Here is a 21,302-nt window from a genome sequence, read left to right as displayed (position 1 = left end):
GTGGCACACCAAGTACCCCATAATGAGTCATCATCCACTTTCCTTGTTTATTATGAAGCTTGGCTACCTATCTATTATTGTCACTCTGCTCATCTGGGCGAGCTTTTTCCTTTCTCTTAAAGGCGGCGCAAATTCAGACTTAACACCTGCAGACATCGCACTGACTCGATTCCTCATTCCTGCATTGGTGCTATTGCCTTTGATGTGGAAAGCGCGCAGCACGATCGTTGCTGTCCCGAATCGATACTTGGCTGGTATGTTTGTGGGGTGCGGGTTGCCTTATTTGCTCGTTGCAGGAACAGCCATGCAGTTTGTTCCGGTATCACACGGGAGTGCTTTGGTTCCGGGAACGCTTCCTCTGTTCGTAACAGGAATCGCGGTACTCTTTTTTAAACAACCGCTTAGCCGGCACCGTGTCGTTGGTTTAGGTCTTGTCTTACTCGGGATATTGTTGTTTCTAGGAAATAGCTTAAGCAGCTTCAACTTTGAATACACCAAAGGTCACTTGTTGTTTTTGTGCGGCAGCTTGATGTGGGCGACTTTTACCATCTCAGCACGTGTTGCCAACCTTAATGCGCTCGTGAGTGCAGGTTTTATCTCATTCTGTTCCACTTTGCTACTACTGATCCTTATCCTTACAGGAACCCTTCCTAGCCATTTAATGAGTACACCAATTGCTCAATGGCCAGTCACAGAGCTTGCCGTGCATTCAGCAGTACAAGGCGTTGGTGCAGGTTTAATCGCGGCTTTCACTTATTTATATGCTGTAAACACGTTAGGGGCAGAGCGTTCAGCAGCATTTGGAAGTGCAACTCCAGCCGTAGCAACTTTGTTGGCGATCCCACTGTTCAACGAGATTCCGGATACGATGACTTGGTTAGCACTTGGTTCAATTTGTATCGGCAGCTTGGTCGCGAGCAACATTTTCATGAGAAACGACCAGTCTATGCAGTATCAACCGCCAAGCCATAGTAAAGCCTGATACTGCGTTCCAACCTAAATACAGTTCCCCTAAACATCAATTTTAGGGCTTGTAGTACACAGATAAGCCCACAAACGTAGGCTTATCTAAAATCTCCTTTTTCTGAGCTCGCTTCTCCATTAAACTGTCCGACCTTTTTGCAGATCCAAGAGAACACCATGCAACGCGATTACACTTTAACTTGCTTAAACAACATGCCACGTGAAGAACTAGAAGAATTTAGTTTAAGAATGATTCATCGCCTTGTCCCTGAAGATGCAATGACGGAACTGTTTACGTTCGAACAGGAAGAAGTGACCAATGAAGAGCGTATGCAATCAGCGAAGTTTGATGCGATGCTTAGAATGACTGCAATCGCGCTGAGTGAAGTGAATCTTGCGTTTAGTGAGTCGGATAACTCGCAACAAAACATCGAGCGCATGACTCGACTATTGCTTTGGCACTTCTATGCAATGTCGTTCAACCTTGAGCAAGCGATCAGCCTTGAAACTCACTGTGATAAAGTCGAGAAGATTTTGTTGAAAGCACCGACAGAAGCGTTTGGTTGGGTAAAAGAGCTAACAGAGTTGCTTCACTTCTATGCTGAAGTAAATGAAGGCAACGAAGACAAAAAAGACGCATAAAGTCCCTTCAACTTAAAAGCATTTCAACTTCTCAACTTAAAAGCTGCTCAACGAGTTGTTCGTTACTCAAGGAACAACTCGCCTATCCCCTAGAACGGCGGCAAGTAGAACGATATCGGAGGGAAATAGAACTAAATCGAAGGCAAATAGAAACTTTGCTGAAATGAGTTCTCTGCCTTTGTTGTTTCTAACACGCTGTGATGCAACATCAGTATCGACTGAGCGATTTTAGTCCCAATACCCAGCGATCCATTGGGTGCTTCCAACTCGATCTCATTGTGTATAACCACTTTCACCCGTTTTGAATCAGCTTCTAGACCAACATTCATCGATACCACCGTTCCACTTGGACTATGCCTCAATGCATTATCTAACAGATTCAAGATCAATCTCTCAAGCAGATCACTATCACCTACAGCCTTAATCCCATCTGGTATTTCGATATTGATCTGAACATTTTTCTGCAAGTATTGGCTTTGTATCGTCTCTAAGCACTCTCCCATCAACACATTGATATCAATCGAAGCATACTGATAGGTTGGCACAGGGTTATCAAGTTTTGCATTGTCTAACAGAGAATGCAGCTGTTGAGATAGCTTGTTACCATTACGGTAAGCAACGTCGATCAGCGGATCCGATTGCGGATTTTGAATCTTCCATGTTTCTAAATAACCAAGCACACTGGAAAGCGGCGTTTTCAAATCGTGACTGAGCTGTAATAAGCTTTGTCTACGATGCGAGGATTGGTATTCAAGTTGCAAGAATTGTTGTTGAATGTGTTTCGCCATCAATTGATAAGAACGTGCTATGGGTACTAATTCTGGTACTTGGTGTGTGAAATTAGGTTCTAACCTAAAGTCTTGTTCAGCTTGTTGCTGCAATTTATTGGTTACCGCCTCTATTGGGTTCAACAAGCTGCGTTTCACTAACAGATACGCACCAATTGCAAAGCCCAAGATAGAAACCAGCACAAGCGCTGCTAGCGCGATATATGGCGTATCAACCTGGGAATTAGTAATTACAGTATGGCGATTACTTCCAATAACCACATACAAATAGCCGACAGTAGAACCAAGCTCTTCAATCGCCGCAACAGAAAAGACTTTAGGTGACTCGGGGTTAATCGGGTCCTCTCCCAAGATAGGATAAGCCCCTTCATTTAAAAACTGTTGGATAGGCGCTAAATCGATTTGGCTCGATAATTGGGTACCTTCAGGCGCCGCATGTGTAGTGATATTGCCCTGACTATCAAGAAAATAGATGTCGAAATCAGGTCCTATCAACATCAATGTATGGAATATAGATTTGAGTGCTTTGGGGTTGTAGTCGGTACCAATCATGAGAGGATTATCATCACGCATATGAACTGCCAGATCTTTATGTAAGCTCTGCTTGGTTCTTTGTTCTATGGTCTCTTTTTGCCAATGATAAGTGTAGGCGATGACCACACTCACCAACAGAAACCACAAACTTGTGAACAATACTAAACGCGATTTAAAACTCATGTTCTCTCCTCTATGGCTCGTAGATCTTACTGACTTTTTAATAAGCTTAGAAAGCGATACATAAACCTATACTTTCGATTCAAACTTGTATCCGACACCCCAAACGGTTTTAATGAAATCATCATCGTTATTGGGCATGGCAAGCTTGGTTCTTAGACGGTTGACCGTGCTACACACAGTGTGGTGGTAGCCAGAGTGATGAGTGTTCCAAACATGATCGAGCAACTCGTCTTTGCTGTATACGCGTCCCGGTCGGGTGGCTAAAAAGTGAAGTAAGGTAAATTCTGTTGCAGTCAACGGGACATCTTGGTTGTTAAGTGAAACCTGATGGCGCTCAGGTTGGATGGTGAGCCCACCAAAACTCATAATCGATTCTATTGTTGAGGTAGACTGGCCGGTTGATTCAACATGGTTTAGACGACGTAGTACGTTCCTCACGCGAGCTTGAAACTCCAGCACGCTAAATGGTTTAGTGATGTAATCATCGACGCCAGCTTCTAAACCCGACACCTTGTCTAGCTCCGCATCTCTTGCCGTTAGCATCAATACAGGTGTCCAGTCCTCTTGCTGACGTAACATTCGACAAAAATCGAGCCCATCTCCATCAGGCAAGCCTCGGTCAAGTACAACCAAATCAAACTGATCATTACTGTATAACGCGTTAGCTTTATCAATTGAGTTGGTTCTTGTTACGTCATGACCTTGGAACTTGAGATGCATTTGCACCAGTTCTGCCAAGTCATCATCGTCTTCGACCAACAATATGTTTGCCATCAAATTTACCGCAGCACTATTCATGATCCCTGCTCTATTCGGAGTCTGCCCACCTAAGATTGACCGGAACAGAGCAGGAATTCTTTCATTACACCTTTAACTCAGTTAATCAGCTACTCAGTTCGAGTAATAGTGATTTTTGCGCCTGGGTTAAGGAAGCGATGGTTGCCACTTAATGCCGACGTCGTCAGACCGTCATCTTGGCTGATTACACCAGAGTGGAAACTTACTACATCGGTGTCGTCTCGTGTGGTATTAAAACCCTCACCACCGCCCGCAGGTCCCGGAATCGTTGCAGCAAGCTCGTCGTTCAGCTCAGTCCCCGAATCCCAAACATTCATGTTCATGACGAAGGTATCACCCACGGCTAATGACTTGAGCGACAAACCGGATTCACCAACAAACGCATCATTAGTGTTTACCAGCATTGAAGCGACGGAGAGGTAGCCTTCTTGGTTAGGATCGACACGGATTGAAACAGTGTCCCTTTCACCTGAAAGAATCAGCCCATTGCCTGAGATGCCTTGATAAACATTGGCGTCACTGTCACTGAGCGCAAGCAATTGTGCATTACTGCCACCTTCCGCCAAGTATTCAAGATCGACCGAGGCACTTTGCCCGATTTCAAACAGATTGAAGCTATTATTGTGAGTCAATACCGCGAGTGGCGACATCGGCTGGTTTGGAGTGAGGTTAGTTACGCTCACATCGTATCGATAGTAATCGTCGTCATCGTCCGGACAACCTGCTAACACAGCTACTGATGCAGCAATAAATAGAATTCTAGCTTTCATACATCCCCCTTACTTCACAACAATGGTGATAGTTGCAACAGGGTTTAACCAACGATGGCTGCTGCTATCGAGGTCACTGATGCCGCCCGCCGCATCACTATCACCAATGTTACCCGGATGAATATGAACCTTAGCGTTTGACACTGCAGTTTCAACTCCGGTACCACCAGCACCAAAGGTAATAAATGGCGGGTTTGGCATGCTGCCCGCTAGCTCATCATTGGCTTCTGTGCCTGCGTCATAGCCATTGAGGGTCGCTTTGTAGGTGCCCGCTTGAGTTGGGATTTTCCAACTGTCTAAGCCAACAAAACCATCGTTGGTTGGCAGCAACATTGCACCCAATGACAAGTAAGCTAAATCACCAGTGTCGATATCAAACGTAGTTGCGACGCCCGGGTTAAGAATTCCGCTAGCTGGGTTTTCTACCACCACACCACCCGCGTTAGCAATCAAACTCGATAGACCTGAAATATCACCACCTTCGGCCATAGCTTCTAATTCCGCAGAAGCGGATTCACCCGTTCGAAACATGTATAAGCTTGAGTCGTGGGCTGCTGCCAAGATAGGCGTAAAGTAGATCCCTTTCGTTGCGTTGGTAACGGTCACCTCAAGCTCTACAGCCTGAACCTGAGCCGCTCCGAAGGCCAACATAGCCGAGCTAATCACTAAGCTGATTTGAGTACGTTTGTTCATTTTGATTCCATCCTTTATCGAGTCCTATCGTTGCTAACAAAACAAATAACAGCGATATACCGTTACATTTGCCAGAACGAACTATGGGGTTGTTGACTCTAAGAATGGCGATCAAATCTATCAGCAACTTCATTGAATTCTCATAAAACTCTCACAAGTTTATTCAAACTTCTTACTATCCAGAAAGACAGACTTAAGAGACTGACATGTAAATAGAAACTCTCGTTCTAGAAATGAGAGTTACACAAGAAATCATGGTTCAAGAATAGCGCTGACCAAACGTAAAAAAGGCCCAATCGATATATCGACTGGGCCTTTCACCGATGTATAAAGCTTATCTCAGGAAAGCTCTATTCGCTTCCAACTGAGCTAGCCGAACAACACCAATTTAGAATGCGTAGTTTGCGTCAACAAGTTCGCTTACTTCAACTTTGCTTACTTCTGCGCGAGCTTCAAGCCATTGTGCAACTTGCAGTTGCTCGGCTTCTGTCACTGAACGGTAGCGCTCAATAGAACATAAGAAACCTTCGAACAGCTCTAAACCACCGCCACCAAAGCACAGGCCGATGCTGTCGATAAAATCGATAAATTCATCGATGAACACATCGTATTGGTCAAAATCAGCAATCGAAGTCGTGCAGCTTACTTCAAAACCTAGAATAGCGAATTCACCTAGGTATAACTTCTTGCGTAGGCGGCGGTTTTTGTTTTCGATTTTATCTAATTTCATAACTGTCTCTCTTTTCGTTTGATAAAGCATTTATACACAGTTCCTTGATGATCCCCAAGAGTTTTGTATTACACGAGACGCTTAATGGCAAAAGTCGTGCTACAGAAACAAAACCTTAATCAAAACCATAACAATCTGTCACTTAACTGCTTCACGATTAGTCACACATTGACCCAGGTTATTAACTTATTCGCTGATAGCCAGGTTACTCATGAACAACTAATAATAAATACAGCCAACAGGAAGCAGTAACAATGAGCAAGGAAACATTTAATAGCACTCGTTTCAACAAGAGCAAAAACAAACCCTTCGACGAAGTCCTAGACGCTAACCTATCAAGAAGAAATGTATTGAAAGGCGGTTTAGGCATCAGTGCTATGACGGCCTTTGGTGCATTTGGGCTTTCTGGGTGCAACTCTTCTAGCCCAAACACTTCTGTAGGTAATGGTTCTGGCGTCTCAAATGCAGTACTGAATTTCGATTCGATCCCAGGCTCACTTACCGACGCAGTTTCCGTTCCACAAGGGTATGTTGCACAAGTTTTAGTTCCATGGGGAACGCCTCTAAACGCGCAAGGCAGTTCATGGAAGGACGACGGAAGTAATACAAGTACAGATCAACTCAACGCGCTTGGTATGCACCACGACGGCATGCACTTTTTCTCGTTAAACGACAGCGATACTGATGGCTTGCTGTGTATTAACCATGAGTATATAGACACTTCAGCACTGCACCCAAGTGGCCCAACGATTGTGGGTGGTGTTCGTACTATCACCGATGAAGTTCGTAAAGAAATTAACGCGCATGGTGTATCTGTCGTTCGAATTCAACTTGAAGACAATATGTGGAAGCTGGTCGATACTGATCCACTCAACCGCCGTTATACTGGTGCAACCGTAATGGATCTCTCAGGTCCTGTTGCGAACACGGAACTAACAGTAACGCGCTTCTCACAAGATGGCAGCCAAGCACGCGGTACATTAAACAATTGCGGTAACGGCTTTACTCCTTGGGGCACTTATCTAACGTGTGAAGAAAACTGGCCGGGGTACTTTGTGAATACTGGCGTTCGTACTGAAGAACAAGACCGTATTGGCATCGATGATAAAAACACACGTTACTTATGGGAAACTTTGGCAGGTAATGCAGAAGAACGTTTGGATGAATTTACTCGCTTTAACGTAGAGCCTACGGGCACAAGCTCAATCGACGATTACCGCAACGAAGCAAATGGTCACGGTTATATTGTTGAAATTGACCCATATACGCAAAATTCTCGTGCCAAAAAGCGTACTGCCCTAGGTCGTTTCCGTCATGAAGGTTGTACGTTTGGTCAGCTTAAAGCGGGGCAACCAGTAGTATTCTACTCTGGTCACGATTCTCGCTTTGAGTACTTATATAAGTTTGAATCAACAGCTAACTGGAACCCAGCAGATGCAAATCCGTCAAACCGCTTGGCAACCGGTGATAAATACATGGATGAAGGTACGCTGTACGTGGCTCGCTTCAACGAAGACAGCACTGGTACTTGGCTGCCGCTAACGTTAGAGAGTACAACTGCTTCTGGGGGTACGCTGGCGGACAACTTTAACTCGTTAGCAGAAATTATCCTAAACACGGCAGGTGCAGCCGACCTTGTTGGAGCCACTCCAATGGATCGTCCGGAGTGGTGTACAGTAGACCCATACACTGGTTCTGTATATCTAACGCTAACCAACAACACTTCTCGCACAGATGAAACAAACGCAGCAAACCCACGTTTGAACAACAAATTTGGTCATGTGATTCGCTGGGATGAGGGGGAAGACGCAACAGACTTTACTTGGGATATCTTTGTGTTCGGTTCGCCAGCCAATGGTGATGCGGACACGAATCGATCAAGCTTAACAGACATGAACCAATTCGCGAGCCCAGACGGTTTGGCGTTTGATGCTCGTGGCATCTTGTGGATTCAAACCGATAACGGTGCAGATGAAGTGACCGGCTACACCAATGATCAAATGCTAGCAGTAGTCCCATCAAAGCTAACGGATGAAAATGGCACTCAAGAAGTCATTAGTGCCGAGAACCAAGCACAACTCAAGCGCTTCTTTGTTGGTCCTAACGGTTGTGAAGTAACAGGCTTTACCATCAGCCCAGACTACAAGTCATTGTTTGTAAACATTCAGCACCCAGGCAACTGGCCATACAGCGCAGACGCAGCAGAAGAGACTCCGTCAGGAATTTCAGTTCGCCCAAGAGCATCTACGGTTGTGATTCGTCGTGAAAACGGCGGTGAAATCGCGGTTTAATACGTAAATCTAGCTAAGATCAGCAACCTTACTGTTATCTAGTTTCTGTTCGCTAGCTAAGTAAAATCAAAAAGAGCGATAAGGCCAAATACCCTATCGCTCTTTTTAAATTCTATACGCTCTTTGATTCAACTAATGATCTACTGCTTCGTAAACTGCTCTTCACCCCAAAGCACTCACCGTCATCCTCGAGAAGGAGGAACGACTAAGTCGGGGATCTTTGCTCGTTGTCGGCTAACCAGAATTAACTCACGAACAACCACACACCAACGCCCATCATCAGCGTACCTGCGATACGGTTCATCAACTTGACGTTATCGGCTTTACCCAGCATATGTTTTAAGCTCTTTCCGCCTGTCGCGTACAAGGTCATGCAGACAAATTCAGAAACCAGAATAATAGACACTAAAATCAACAATTGCGGGGCTAAGTCTTTATTACTGTTAATAAAAGGAGGCAATAACGAAATCATGAACGCCCAACCTTTCGGGTTAGCGATTGCCGTCACGAAACCTTGCACCACCAAATCCCAATCATTACTGACTTTGGTTGTTTGGTTGTCAGTACTGATCGCCAGTTTGCCTCTTGAACGCCACATCTGAACACCCAAATAGAACAAGTAGCTTGCACCCACAAACTTAAAGCCCGTAAATAGCCACGGGTAGTTCAACATAATAGATGCAATACCCAATACCGCAGCAATGGAAACCACCGCAACACCAGCCAATTCACCGATCATCATCCATAATGTACGCTTGTATCCAACACTCATTCCTAGCGTCAACGCCAAAGTCATACACATGCCGGGCGTGATTGACACAAAGAAGAACGTGGGAATAAAAGCCCAAAGTAGTGCGCTATCCATATCATTACCTTACTGGCTTAGTGTTATCTGATAACTGAAGTTACCCAAAATTTAAGTACTGTCTGAGAGCGCTGATTATTGAATCAACACACATTAGAGCTCGCTACTGAATTAGGTTTATTTATACCAAGAGCTTTTATAAACAGAACAGTGTTAAAACAAAAAGAGCCACATCACCGTGGCTCTTTTCAATCACCAACCGTAATTACTTACGACGGTTTTTAATTCGCTTCATCATAGTCAAACGACGTTCAGCGCTTGCTTGATCTTGAGGCTCTTCGCTCGCGTTGTTCTTGCGACCCTGACGGTTTTTGTAAGCCGATTTTGTGTTCAACTTCTCGATGTAAGCATCACGTTTCTTCGGTTCATAACCTGGTTGCTCGACACGGCGAATACGTTGTTGAATCAGTGTTTCAACTTGAACAACAGTCAGCTCTTCTTCGCGGTTAACGAAAGAAATCGCGTGACCTTGTTTACCAGCACGACCTGTACGGCCAATACGGTGAACGTAATCTTCCGCTAGGAAAGGCATGTCGTAGTTAATTACGTGTGGTAAGTCTTCGATATCAAGACCACGAGCCGCAACGTCGGTTGCTACCATTACGCGCGCTCTGCCTTCTTTAAAGTCATCCAGAGCACGACGACGAGCGCTTTGCGCTTTATCACCGTGACAAAGTACTGCTTTGATGCCGTCTAGCTTAAGCTCTTTTACCACATCATTCGCTGTTTCTTTGTAGTTCACGAATACAAGAACTTGGCGCCAGTTTTTACGGCCAATAAGCTCAGAAAGCAGTTCTGTTTTACGCTCTTGATCTACTGGGTAAACCACGTGACCGACAGTAGCAGCCGTTGAGTTTTCACGCTCAACACTAATACGTTTTGGTTTACGTAAAATATCAACAGACAATTGATTTAACTGAGTAGAAGTCGTTGCCGAGAACATCATGATTTGTGGAGACGTTTCTACATCTAGCATGATCTTACGAACGGCATTGATGAAGCCCATATCAAGTATACGGTCAGCTTCATCGAATACTAGGAATTCTAGGTTAGCAATAGACACATTACCCGCTTCTAAGTGCTCTTCTAAACGGCCTGGTGTTGCAACCAAAATATCAACACCCAGTTCTAATTGACGAACTTGTGAAGACATCTTGTTACCACCGTAAACCGCAGAAACGCTTAGTTCAGTGTATTTAACGTAGTCTTTAATGTTTTGAGCGATCTGCGCAGCTAGCTCACGAGTTGGCGCAAGAATTAGGCCACGAGCCGTACCACGAGATGCTTTTTTACCGCTATTCAAAAGACTCTGAATAACAGGCAATGAGAATGCCGCTGTTTTACCCGTACCGGTTTGAGCAGTAGCAAAAATATCATGGCCTTTACGAGCCATTGGAATCGCTTTTTGTTGAATTGGAGTGAGTTTTTCATAACCACACTCAGTCAACGCTTTGACTAATTCAGGAGCAAAACCTTGAGAAGAAAATGACATTGTTACGGGTTCCTTAAGCAGACAGCCTACATTCTTATTTCAGCCGAGCACTATAAAGTAATTAGAGTGATTTATCTCACATTTATCGTGATATAACGCAAACTTTCTCATTTAATCTGGTGTTTACTTCACCATCCGCGAAGCAAACACCAGAATCATCGTTTCAAACAGGATAATTGAGCTAGTTGATACCACACAGCTTAAGCAAAATCTGTTCGAGCTCAGCCCAAGGCATCTGTTGTGAGTCAATCACTTCAAGTCGAGATTCGAAGCCATCAAGGGAAATTTCATTCACTGATACGACTTGATTCGCCACGTTAAACGCGTAACAACCTTGGTCAGTATTCACCACCGCTTTTACACGCTCAGCCGTTAGATCCGACAACATAGAGAATAGCTCATCAAAATCAAATTTATGCTCTGCGCCAAATAGCCACCCACAACTAAAGTAGCCTTGTCCTTTGTTCTCTTTTCGGATGAAAGCTTCACCGGGAGGAAGTTGGAATTGAGGCTCTTGTTCAGCGTGATCGTGATGGTGCGATTCAATATGAGAGGAAGCACTGCCATATACTCTTTCAATATCCAACACTTCCAATGGCACTTCACCATCGTGGATTAGCTTGTGGAAGACTTTGGCTGGCGTTTGATCCGCCACCCAATCATTGAACACATCGATGTCTTCAGAATGAACAAGGTCAACCTTAGTACCAAGAATCACATCTGCACTGTCCAGCTGATCATTGAAATTCTGATTCGACGTGTACTTTTCATTGGATAAGTTTCGTGGGTCAACCAAGCCAAGCGTCGCTTTTAAATCAACATAAGGTGTGTATTGCTCTGAAGTGAGTGTCGCAATAACCTGTTTAGGGTGACCAAGCCCAGTTGGCTCAATCAATAAACGGTCCGGCTTTTGGCGCAGTAAAGCATTAATGCCCACCGACATTGGAACGCCTGCAGTACAACACATGCAACCACCCGGCACTTCTTTAATCAAAGCGCCTTGATCTGTCATCAATGCGCCATCAATGCCGATTTCCCCGAATTCATTAACCAGAACAGCCCAGTTTTCATTCTCAGGTTTGTTTTTTAGTAGGTTCAAAATAGCGGTCGTCTTACCGACACCCAGAAAACCCGTAATTATGTTTGTAGGAACTTTTTTGGTCATATCAGTTCTCCTTTTTCAGGGAGTATATACTCAATCACGGAGAAATTGACCCCAATCGATTGTTTATACCAATCACAGTAAGTAAGTGATCAGAAATAGCGCAGGAAAAAGGCTTGAGAACAAGGCGTAATTTTTTGATAAGTAGTTATTCTACAATAAAAAATTATAACGCAGTTATCGAGTGTTTTAACCAGCTAGGGTGACCAGTTATTTACTACGATTGGTATTACACTGAGATTCATTAATAGAGATATGGCGCAAATATAATCAGAAGAGATAAGAGTAGAGATAAATAGAGGGTAAATAGATAAGTAGATGCGAAAGTTGGATGCTCCAAACGAACTAAAGGCGTACTTTATCAGTACGCCTCACCCTCGTTACTCAATCGTGAGTTCGCGAATCAGGAAGCCTTAAATATCGACCTGAACATTTAACGAGGAACTAAAACTTTGTTTCTGAATCCATCCAAATTGTGTGTAAAACCTCACTTCTCCTTGCGGTTCGTTATGTTGCTTTACGATTTAACTATGGTTCATTTTTGGGGATATTCAAGCCACCAACAGAGAATCGATCAAAATTGTGACGGCGATTCCACAATTGCCCATAGATTCCATTTATGTAACACGCACATTCCATAAATGAAATTCAACTTTTCATCTTTGCTGCTATAGGATATGCAGAGGACGCGTATAATTTACGACAAACCCGCCTTAACCCATTCAGGAGCCTTATCTAAATGACCAGAAGAGAGAAAATTAAGCAATCCTTATTAGCCAAAATGCCAAGGGATGCTATTAATCAATTTCTCTCAAGAGATAAGACACCCGCTTCCGTTCTCTTTCTTTCTTGTATTGTAGGTATACTTGCTGGTGTGGTGGGTACCTATTTCGAAGTCGCGGTTCATTTCATCACAGAAACTCGCACCGACTGGCTTAAAGATGAAATCGGTAGCTATTTACCCCTTTGGCTTGCCGCTTTCCTTATTAGTGCTGCATTTGCCTTTATTGGTTACTTCCTCGTTCATCGCTTTGCTCCAGAGGCTGCAGGCTCAGGCATCCCTGAAATTGAAGGGGCGATGGACGGTATGCGCCCAGTTCGATGGTGGAGAGTATTGCCAGTAAAATTCTTTGGAGGTATGGGCGCATTAGGTTCTGGTATGGTTTTAGGTCGAGAAGGACCAACCGTTCAAATGGGCGGCAGTATTGGTCGCATGGTCACCGATATCTTTCGGGTCAAAGATGACGACACTCGCCACTCACTATTAGCTTCGGGTGCCGCAGGTGGTTTAGCCGCCGCATTCAATGCACCACTGGCTGGCATCATGTTTGTAGTCGAGGAGATGAGACCACAGTTTCGCTACTCACTCATATCAATTAAAGCCGTCATCATCTCCGCGGTTTCAGCCAACATCGTTTTTCGATCAATCAACGGACAGTCTGCCGTTATCACAATGCCTCAATACCAACCGCCTGAACTGGATGCTCTGTGGTTATTCTTGTTGTTAGGTGTGTTGTTCGGCCTGTTTGGTGTGATTTTCAATAAGCTGATTACACTTTCGCAAGACCTGTTTGTGGCAATACACAAGAATGACCGTAAACGCTACTTAATAACAGGTTCCCTGCTGGGCGGTTGCTTTGGCTTATTGCTGCTCTATATACCGGAGTTGACTGGCGGTGGTATTGGTATCATCCCGAATATCACTAATGGCAACTACAACGCAAACGTGCTGCTGTTAATCTTTTTAGGGCGCGTGCTCACCACGCTACTTTGTTTCGGCTCTGGTGCACCGGGTGGTATCTTTGCACCAATGCTTGCTCTAGGAACGCTCTTTGGTTACGCGTTTGGGCTTATCGCGGCGGCATTCTTCCCTGAACTGAATATAGAGCCGGGTATGTTTGCGATTGCTGGCATGGGCGCATTATTTGCCGCCACCGTACGAGCGCCTATCACTGGCATACTGTTGGTTATTGAGATGACCAATAACTACTATCTCATCCTACCGTTGATCATCACCTGCTTGGGCGCAGTAATCATTGCTCAGATGTTAGGAGGTCAGCCAATTTATAGCCAATTACTCAACCGTACGCTCAAAAACGAGAAACTAAGACAGCAAGACCTCCCTCAGCAAGAGGAAGTACGTTAACGACATTGAGAACGGTAGTTCAAATGTGGAACTTAAACGTAACTCGTCAAGTTCCACTAATACAGTCAAGTTCCATTGATACATGAGCAAACCCAGCTCGGTATTTATAAATCACTCAAAAAATAAAGCACACTTTCCTCGTGCTTAATGTCCCGATTTCGTATCAAAATCAAAAAAGCAAACGTTAAACTTGCTATCATCCACTCAAAATTATTTGAGTGTCCTTAACATCTATTGAGGACACAACTGAGCGCTCACTCTAGAGCAAAAATTCTATAATTGACTCATATTATATAAACAGCTCACATTCTATAAATAACTAGTTGGAGAAAGACGTTGAACTGGAGAAGGTTAACCCAAGTAAAAAATGTGCCGCCATCTCAGGCGTCTTTGGCACTTGGTGTTATTGGACTAGGACAAGCTTGGGCATTATATCTGCCTGGGGTTGGTGAGATCATTCGCCCTTACCTTGCTGCATTTGGCGCACTGTTATTGCTACCCGTTTTACTTCGTTATCTCACCAGCTTTAATACTTTCATCAATGACATTCGTCATCCGCTTAGTGGAAGCTTGATGGCACCAATGAGCATGGCGTTATTGATTCTATGCGACTATTTAGCCGAAATCTCTCCAGTCATTGCTTACCCAGTCTGGTTCTGCGCGTTGTTATTACATTTTACCATGATGGTGTTGTTCTTTAGTTTCCAGATCATCAACTTCAAAATGTCGAACATTGTACCGAGTTGGTTTCTGTATCCGGTGGGGTTAATCAGCAGTTCCTTAGCAGGTTCACAATTTGGGCACACCGTTTTTTCAGAAACACTTGCGGCCACTTGTATCGGTATCTATTTCCTAATGCTGCCAGTGGTGTTGTACCGATTGGTATTCGAAGGAAACCTGCCACGCCGAGCGAGGCCAACCTTAGCCATCATGGCAGCACCTGTGAACCTGTCTTTAGCGGCTTACTTGGTTAACTTCGACAGCCCAGACCCGATTCTAACAGGCGCGTTGGCTGGCATTGCTATTACCATGACGCTACTGATCTACTTGTGTTACATACGATTGATGCGTCTGAAATTTCAACCTTCGATTGCTGCCGTCACTTTCCCTTCCGTGATCAGCGCTATTGCCATGCATCGTCTAACTACGTTTTTCGGCGCGGAATACCCACAATGGTATTGGCTGCACAAGTTTGGTTTCTTCGAGCTAACCATCGCGACTCTCCTAGTGATTTGGGTTGCAGGTGGTTACGTGAAGATGTATTGGCCGGAGTTTTTTGATTCTGATTACATGTCCAAAAAGGTTAAGCGCTCTTAGAGTTTACTTGGTAAAACTCAGTTGTTTTATCTGTACCAACAAAAAATTAGCTCTTAGCTCTTAGCTCTTAGCTCCCAAAATAACGCCATTTGTTACGTGTAACAAATGGCGTTATTGGTTCGCGCTGAATCAACTTACGATCGAAATGGTTTAATCGATCAAAGCACCATATTGGTCAAAGAATGGATAGGGACCATCACTATCTTCTATATAACTAATATGAGAAACCACAGAATTCTCAGCTATGGTCAGAAGCTGTATAGCTTTAGGTTCTAATGAAAATGACGAGTTTGCCTTTGGATCCAGATCTAATGTGACTGAATGACTATGAGAAGGCCCCACCCAAACTGGAATTGAATTCCAAACTGCCGTAATTGGTCGATGTAGGTGGCCAGCACAAATACCCAAGATATTGCTAAAAGGCTTAATTATTTCGTAAAATTCATCAGCATTCTGCAAGTTCTGCACATCCATATGATTTAAACCTACGGCCATCGGTGGGTGATGGATGAACAACATTATTGGCCTATCTCGATATTGCTCTAATACCAAACTAAGCCATTCCAAAGTATCCGCTGCTAAATATCCATAAGGTTTACCAAGGACCGAAGTGTCTAAGCCAATAAGTACTTCGTCATGGATATCTACGACAAAATTACAATATTCATCGTGATCAAATGAAACAAGATTCGACAATCCCTGACGCAGATTGTGTCTATCATCATGGTTCCCAGGAATAACATACAATGGCATTTCAAATTCTGCGAGAGCCTTATTGATCAATTGATACTCTTCAGGCACTCCGAAATCACCCAAGTCTCCCGTCACCACAACACAATCAGGTTTTGGATGTAAGGCATTGATATGATTGACGGCATCATATAAACATTTCAACGTATCAACTTTCTTATAGGCCTGCTTGCCCCCCCGCTTGATGTGCAAGTCTGTCAGTTGTGCAATTAACATGGTATTACTTCTTCAAAGGGATGAGCCGTTCAGGGGCAAAAGAGACCGCGACAACTTGACCAGTTTGGTAATCAACGCGCGCAAAGCAATCAACCATCAAAGTGCTCATTTTCTGTATCCCAGAGAGAGTGACACGTGTACGATCACCAAGAAAGACCGTACTAATAACCGTTGCCGTTAGTCCGTTGTTTTTATCAGTCACTTCCGTTAATAAAATATCTTCAGGCCTTAGCATTACGCTAATTTCTTTGTGAGTAGATACTTGTGCGAGAACCTGATCGGGCAAAATAATCTGCTTACATGTATCCAATAACAGGCATCCCTCACTCACTTGTCCTTCGAGTCGGTTCATTTGACCAATAAAATCGGCAACAAAGTTGTTAACTGGCTTCAAATAGATATCTTTTGCTGAACCAATTTGCGCAATTTCCCCATGGTCTAAAACCGCAATGCGATCCCCCATAGCCATTGCCTCTTCTTGATCATGAGTGACATATACCGCTGTAATACCGAGTTTTTTTAAGAGATTTCGGATATCACCACGTAACCTTTGTTTCAGCAGAGCATCTAATGCAGATAACGGTTCATCAAGTAAAAGAACATCAGGTTCTGTGATAATTGCTCTTGCTAAAGCGACGCGCTGACGCTGGCCTCCTGAAAGCTGATGGACATTTCGACTCGCATATTTTTCTAAGTCGAACATGCTAAGCATCTCTTTTAGCTTTCTGGTTATCTCAGACGGAGCGACTCCACGAACCTTAAGCCCATACGCAATGTTTTCGCTAACATTCATATTCGGGAATAGAGCATAAGACTGAAACACCATCCCAACTTTACGCTGTTCGATTGGCAAACACGTAACATCATGATCACCAAACTCAATCGTGCCGCCATTTTCATCCGCAAACTCTAGGCCTGCAATCATACGCAACGTAGTTGTCTTTCCGCATCCTGATGGGCCCAGCAAAACTAAGATTTCGCCCGCCTCAATTTTGAGATTTGTCGGCTTTAACGCCAAGGTTCCATCTGGGAATGTCTTCGTAATATTATTTAGCGAAATTTCCACGCCATTTTGTTGTTCTAACATATTGATTTTGATCTTAATTATTTATCACTGGTTTCTTGTTCAACGCTTGAGCCAAGACCAATAGAGGGAGAATTAAACAAAGGAAAATAAGTGTGTACGCTGAACTTATCTCAAGTCGCATAGAAGCATATGAATCAGCAAGTCCAACAGGCAGCGTTTTCGTCAATGGTGTGTGTAGCATCCATGTCAGGTTAAACTCGCCAATAGACAAAGTGAGTGTCATCAACATACCAGCGACAATACCAGCCTTGCAGTTGGGTACAATCACATCGAAAAATCGCTGCCAAAAAGTCGCTCCAAGACTTGCAGCGCCTTCCTCAAGAACACGGAAGTTAATACTCTGCAAAATTGATAGGACAGACTTAACCATGAAAGGCAATGTGAAAATCACATGACCAACAAGAATAAACATCCAACTTGAGCGGAAGTCATTAAACCCTCCATACGCTAGAATCAAACCTAACGAAATTGCCATCCCCGGAATTGCTATGGGGAGTGTAAGTAGCTCGTCAAAAATAGAAGCCCATCGACTTTTACTTTTCGCAAGTACGTAAGCACACGGTACACCTATGACAACATTGATTAACGTGGTTGCAATGGCTATTTGTAGGGTTAACCAAATCGTATCTGAATACAGTGCCCATACTTGTTCAACCCAACGAAAGGTAAACCCACTTTTAACACCGACAAAATAGTTATTTGTAAGACCAGCGACTACCGACATAAACACCGGCACAATCAAGAACGCACATACCGTCAATGTGAAAAACAGCTGCATGTAAAAGTATTTATCTTTTTTCATTATTATCCCCCCATCGCTGCAGATGCGTTGCCATATCGCTTAGCCAACGCCAAACAAAACCAAGTCACTAGGCCGAGAATCAAACTCAGTGCAGCTGCCATTGCGAAATTGGCATTGAGCGTAAATTCGGTATATATCGTCATAGGAAGAACGTTGATATTAGTCGCCAACGTAAACGCGGTACCAAATGCTCCCATAGATGTAGCAAAACAAATCGAACCCGAAGAGATTAGGCCGGGGGTTAACGCCGGAAGCGTGACGTCTTTAAAGATCTGCCAACGATTTGCACCTAGGGATCGACCGGCTTCAAGTAGATTGTGATCAAGCTTTTCCGCCGTTCCCATTACGGTCAATACAACCCGTGGAATAGAAAAATATAAATAACCCAAAAACAGCCCTGCCATCGTATAAGCAAACATCCAACGTTCACCCGTCAACATCAACCCAAGCTGAGCAAAAAGCCCCTGTCGCCCTGAAAGCATGATGACAAAAAAACCAATAACAACACCTGGGAAAGCCAATGGGAAGCTCAACATTGCAACCAAGATCTGCTTACCTTTAAAGTCATAGCGAGTCAAAAACAATCCTGAGATAGTCGCTATCGCTAAACTAACCAGAGTGACTAAAACAGACAGTCCAACTGTCGAAATCAAACTTTTTAAATAGATAGGTCTAGTTAAAATATGCCAGTAACTTATAGCGCCGCCATCTATTAGCGAAACCTTGATTAACTGCACGACTGGCAATAGAAAAAATGCACAGCTAACGGTGATGGCTGGCAAAATCAGAAATAAGGAAATACGATCATTTTTCATAGAGATATTGGCGGGTGTAGCCCCGCCATCCAACATTTTAATAGGCTATTAGTTCATTTCTCGAATATACATATCCGCAAATGTAGATTGATTTTCAGACATTTTTGCGAAATCAACAGAGCCTACTCGTTCGTACTCTGATGCTGGGAGGAACTTACTTTGCGCCTCTTCGCTCATCACACCATCAATTACTGGGCGTAAATAGGCTTCTGCCCATAATTGTTGGCCTTTATCTGACAAGACAAAGTCTAAAATCTTCTGAGCATTCTCTGAATTCGGAGCATTCTTCACTTTACTCATTACATAAGGAACAGCGATAGAGCCTTCCTTGGGAATAACAAAAGCCGCATTAGTAAAATCGTTGTATTTTGCGCGATACGCATTGAAGTCGTAATCAATTAAAATAGGGATCTCACCAGAAATCACACGGGCATAAGAAGTTTGTCGAGGTACAATTGGTCGATTCTTCGCTAACTGCTGAAAATACTTAATGGCTGGTTTGAAATTATCAATATCGCCGCCCATAGCCTCATTAACCGCTACAGCACTTGCGTAACCAACAAAAGCACTCGTTGGATCTAAATACCCAACCATACCTCTATAATCTGGCTTCAACAGGTCTTCCCAGCTCGTCGGCACTTCTGCGCCATCAAGAGCATCAACATTCACAAAAAAGCCAATCGTGCCTGAGTGGATAGTAAACCAGTTCCCGTTAGGATCTTTCATACCTTCTGGAATCTGGTCCCAATTTTTAGGCTTATATGTATCAACAACGCCTTGTTCTGTTGCGTTAATACCAAAAGAAACACCGTAATAGACCACATCAGCAACTGGGCTATTCTTCTCTGCAACTAACTGAGATAAAGACTGACCTGAGTTCTTATTGTCCATAGGAACTCGGATACCCAACTCTTTATTAATTAACTGAAGTTGTCCCCCCCAGTTAGCCCATTCCGGTGGACAGTTGTAACAAATCGCATCAGATGCCTGCGCTTGAAAAGCGACGCCAGCAAAACCAAGAATTAAGCTCGCTAATTTTCTAGTTTTTGATGACTTATTAACTCGTAGTAATTGATGTGGTGCCATTATGTTCTCCAACGAATTTTCCATTAATTAAATTGGGTTATAACGGGAACCGCACCAAGCGATCCCTTCATTTGTAATTCATACTTCAACGCAAATTCAAACCGCTCGATTGAGCCTGCTTTTGCGTTAAACAAAATATCGACGGCCATTTTCCCCATATCAATATGAGGAACAGCCACAGTAGCCAAATTCGGACTCACCAATTGCCCAAGCCCCATACCATCAAAGCCCACAACCGAAACGTCTTGTGGGATTCGTCTACCTGTACTCTTCAACGCATTCATTGTTTTCAGCGCAAGTAAATCATTGCTACAAAACCAAACCGTAGGACCACACTCACCGCTTAATAAGCTCATCTCAGAGTCCGTGAACGGAACAAGTTTGTTTTGGTCGACTTCAAGAAGCTGGCTTAGTTCAACCCCCTTCTCATAGAGACCTTGTTTGAACCCTTCATAACGCTTTTTTGCACGGTCGGATGAGGCAAAGTGCCCTGTAATCATTCCTATTTTGATATGGCCATATTCTAGAATTTTCTCTGCAACATCCTTACCTGCTTGATAGTTATCAACATAGACACAAGGTTCATTTTCAACAGATTGGTTGTGAAGCAAACAGTAAGGAAATTTAAAACTTCGGAGTAATTCGAGTGCAGCATTATCAGACACATCGGCTATCGTTAAGATCACACCTTCCACTCTTTGACGGATCAGATCGATAGCTGCTTGTTGTTCTTGTTCACTGTCATATTGAGTGTCCAGCACTATAGTCGAGTAGCCAAAATGCCGCGCGCGCTGCTGAATACCTGCAACAACTTCTGAAAATACGGGATTCAATAAACTCGGAATCAATACGCCAATCGTTGGGTTTTTATTGAACTCAAGAGCATGCGACTTCCTGTCTATTCGATAACCTGTCGTATCGATGACACGCTCGATCTTTTGAGCTGTAGCAGAAGCCACAGATTCTGGTGTGTTAACGAATCGAGAGACTGTCGCAGGAGAAACACCCGCGAGAACTGCCACATCCTTGATATTCATTCGTTATCCCTATCCATCCCGTTAATTGATGAACGCAAGACTAGATGACGGGTGTGACAGTTTTATTAATGAAAACAGGCGATATCTATACTTTTAACCAACGTTAAAAGCACCTTCAAAGCAAATAGCGATATT

At 43.7% G+C, this 21,302-nt stretch carries 19 protein-coding genes; 5 read left to right on the top strand and 14 right to left on the bottom strand.

The window, feature by feature from the left end:
* Positions 1 to 52 precede the first annotated feature (52 nt).
* Together AC3CH4_RS21740 and AC3CH4_RS21735 are read left to right on the top strand one after the other, a co-directional pair.
* Entirely contained in the window at positions 53 to 982 is a 930-nt protein-coding gene (locus AC3CH4_RS21740) for a DMT family transporter (protein WP_171312970.1), read from the top strand.
* Positions 983 to 1,119: 137 nt separating this feature from the next.
* Positions 1,120 to 1,605: an exoribonuclease R gene (locus AC3CH4_RS21735; RefSeq protein ID WP_081279987.1), complete on the top strand. Its 486-nt coding sequence runs from the start codon at positions 1,120 to 1,122 to the stop codon at positions 1,603 to 1,605.
* Between the two features lie 131 nt (positions 1,606 to 1,736).
* Here the strand turns inward: AC3CH4_RS21735 and AC3CH4_RS21730 are convergent, their stop codons facing one another.
* From AC3CH4_RS21730 to AC3CH4_RS21710, 5 genes are all read right to left on the bottom strand, one after another.
* Positions 1,737 to 3,110 (bottom strand): sensor histidine kinase, encoded by a 1,374-nt coding sequence (locus tag AC3CH4_RS21730; protein ID WP_474357295.1) that lies wholly within the window; start codon positions 3,108 to 3,110, stop codon positions 1,737 to 1,739.
* A 66-nt stretch (positions 3,111 to 3,176) separates the two neighbouring features.
* Positions 3,177 to 3,908, bottom strand: a complete 732-nt coding sequence (locus tag AC3CH4_RS21725; protein WP_146457768.1) for a response regulator transcription factor — start codon at positions 3,906 to 3,908, stop codon at positions 3,177 to 3,179.
* Positions 3,909 to 3,997: 89 nt separating this feature from the next.
* A complete protein-coding gene (locus tag AC3CH4_RS21720; RefSeq protein WP_428784179.1) occupies positions 3,998 to 4,678 on the bottom strand; it encodes a spondin domain-containing protein in 681 nt (226 codons plus the stop codon).
* A 9-nt stretch (positions 4,679 to 4,687) separates the two neighbouring features.
* Positions 4,688 to 5,371 carry a spondin domain-containing protein gene (locus AC3CH4_RS21715; protein WP_065206226.1) on the bottom strand — a complete coding sequence of 228 codons (684 nt, stop codon included), beginning with the start codon at positions 5,369 to 5,371 and terminating at the stop codon, positions 4,688 to 4,690.
* 388 nt (positions 5,372 to 5,759) lie between these two features.
* Complete coding sequence (locus AC3CH4_RS21710) at positions 5,760 to 6,101, bottom strand: YggL 50S ribosome-binding family protein (protein ID WP_004731398.1); 342 nt, start codon at positions 6,099 to 6,101, stop codon at positions 5,760 to 5,762.
* 254 nt (positions 6,102 to 6,355) lie between these two features.
* On the opposite strand from AC3CH4_RS21710, the gene AC3CH4_RS21705 reads away from it, so the two are divergent.
* The gene (locus AC3CH4_RS21705; protein WP_488543804.1) at positions 6,356 to 8,392 is read left to right on the top strand and encodes a PhoX family protein; all 2,037 of its coding nucleotides are present in this window, start codon (positions 6,356 to 6,358) and stop codon (positions 8,390 to 8,392) included.
* A gap of 244 nt (positions 8,393 to 8,636) precedes the next feature.
* Here AC3CH4_RS21705 and AC3CH4_RS21700 read toward each other — a convergent pair whose 3' ends face one another.
* The 3 genes from AC3CH4_RS21700 to AC3CH4_RS21690 form a co-directional block, all read right to left on the bottom strand.
* Entirely contained in the window at positions 8,637 to 9,257 is a 621-nt protein-coding gene (locus AC3CH4_RS21700) for a LysE family translocator (RefSeq protein WP_488543803.1), read from the bottom strand.
* Positions 9,258 to 9,462: 205 nt separating this feature from the next.
* Positions 9,463 to 10,749 (bottom strand): DEAD/DEAH box helicase, encoded by a 1,287-nt coding sequence (locus tag AC3CH4_RS21695; protein WP_054545580.1) that lies wholly within the window; start codon positions 10,747 to 10,749, stop codon positions 9,463 to 9,465.
* Between the two features lie 181 nt (positions 10,750 to 10,930).
* Positions 10,931 to 11,914 carry a CobW family GTP-binding protein gene (locus AC3CH4_RS21690; RefSeq protein WP_488543802.1) on the bottom strand — a complete coding sequence of 328 codons (984 nt, stop codon included), beginning with the start codon at positions 11,912 to 11,914 and terminating at the stop codon, positions 10,931 to 10,933.
* A gap of 736 nt (positions 11,915 to 12,650) precedes the next feature.
* On the opposite strand from AC3CH4_RS21690, the gene clcA reads away from it, so the two are divergent.
* Both clcA and AC3CH4_RS21680 read left to right on the top strand, forming a co-directional pair.
* Positions 12,651 to 14,057 (top strand): H(+)/Cl(-) exchange transporter ClcA, encoded by a 1,407-nt coding sequence (gene clcA, locus AC3CH4_RS21685; protein ID WP_488543801.1) that lies wholly within the window; start codon positions 12,651 to 12,653, stop codon positions 14,055 to 14,057.
* A 336-nt stretch (positions 14,058 to 14,393) separates the two neighbouring features.
* Entirely contained in the window at positions 14,394 to 15,374 is a 981-nt protein-coding gene (locus AC3CH4_RS21680; protein WP_488543800.1) for a TDT family transporter, read from the top strand.
* 150 nt (positions 15,375 to 15,524) lie between these two features.
* Here AC3CH4_RS21680 and AC3CH4_RS21675 read toward each other — a convergent pair whose 3' ends face one another.
* Genes AC3CH4_RS21675 through AC3CH4_RS21650 form a run of 6 tightly spaced genes read right to left on the bottom strand, consistent with a single transcriptional unit; the run spans position 15,525 to position 21,167 of the window.
* Positions 15,525 to 16,340, bottom strand: a complete 816-nt coding sequence (locus AC3CH4_RS21675; protein ID WP_488543799.1) for a phosphodiesterase — start codon at positions 16,338 to 16,340, stop codon at positions 15,525 to 15,527.
* A 4-nt stretch (positions 16,341 to 16,344) separates the two neighbouring features.
* Entirely contained in the window at positions 16,345 to 17,427 is a 1,083-nt protein-coding gene (locus AC3CH4_RS21670; protein WP_488543798.1) for an ABC transporter ATP-binding protein, read from the bottom strand.
* 13 nt (positions 17,428 to 17,440) lie between these two features.
* Positions 17,441 to 18,229 (bottom strand): ABC transporter permease, encoded by a 789-nt coding sequence (locus tag AC3CH4_RS21665; RefSeq protein WP_248376562.1) that lies wholly within the window; start codon positions 18,227 to 18,229, stop codon positions 17,441 to 17,443.
* Between the two features lie 2 nt (positions 18,230 to 18,231).
* Complete coding sequence (locus AC3CH4_RS21660; protein WP_248376563.1) at positions 18,232 to 19,044, bottom strand: ABC transporter permease; 813 nt, start codon at positions 19,042 to 19,044, stop codon at positions 18,232 to 18,234.
* A 48-nt stretch (positions 19,045 to 19,092) separates the two neighbouring features.
* Positions 19,093 to 20,130 (bottom strand): ABC transporter substrate-binding protein, encoded by a 1,038-nt coding sequence (locus AC3CH4_RS21655; RefSeq protein ID WP_488543797.1) that lies wholly within the window; start codon positions 20,128 to 20,130, stop codon positions 19,093 to 19,095.
* A 23-nt stretch (positions 20,131 to 20,153) separates the two neighbouring features.
* Positions 20,154 to 21,167 (bottom strand): substrate-binding domain-containing protein, encoded by a 1,014-nt coding sequence (locus tag AC3CH4_RS21650; RefSeq protein ID WP_488543796.1) that lies wholly within the window; start codon positions 21,165 to 21,167, stop codon positions 20,154 to 20,156.
* Between the last annotated feature and the right edge of the window lie 135 nt (positions 21,168 to 21,302).

This window comes from Vibrio sp. QJM3NY_26 (genome assembly GCF_057786005.1).
The sequence above is the reverse complement of the archived record's forward strand: the minus strand, read 5'-3'. Positions and strand labels throughout refer to the sequence as shown.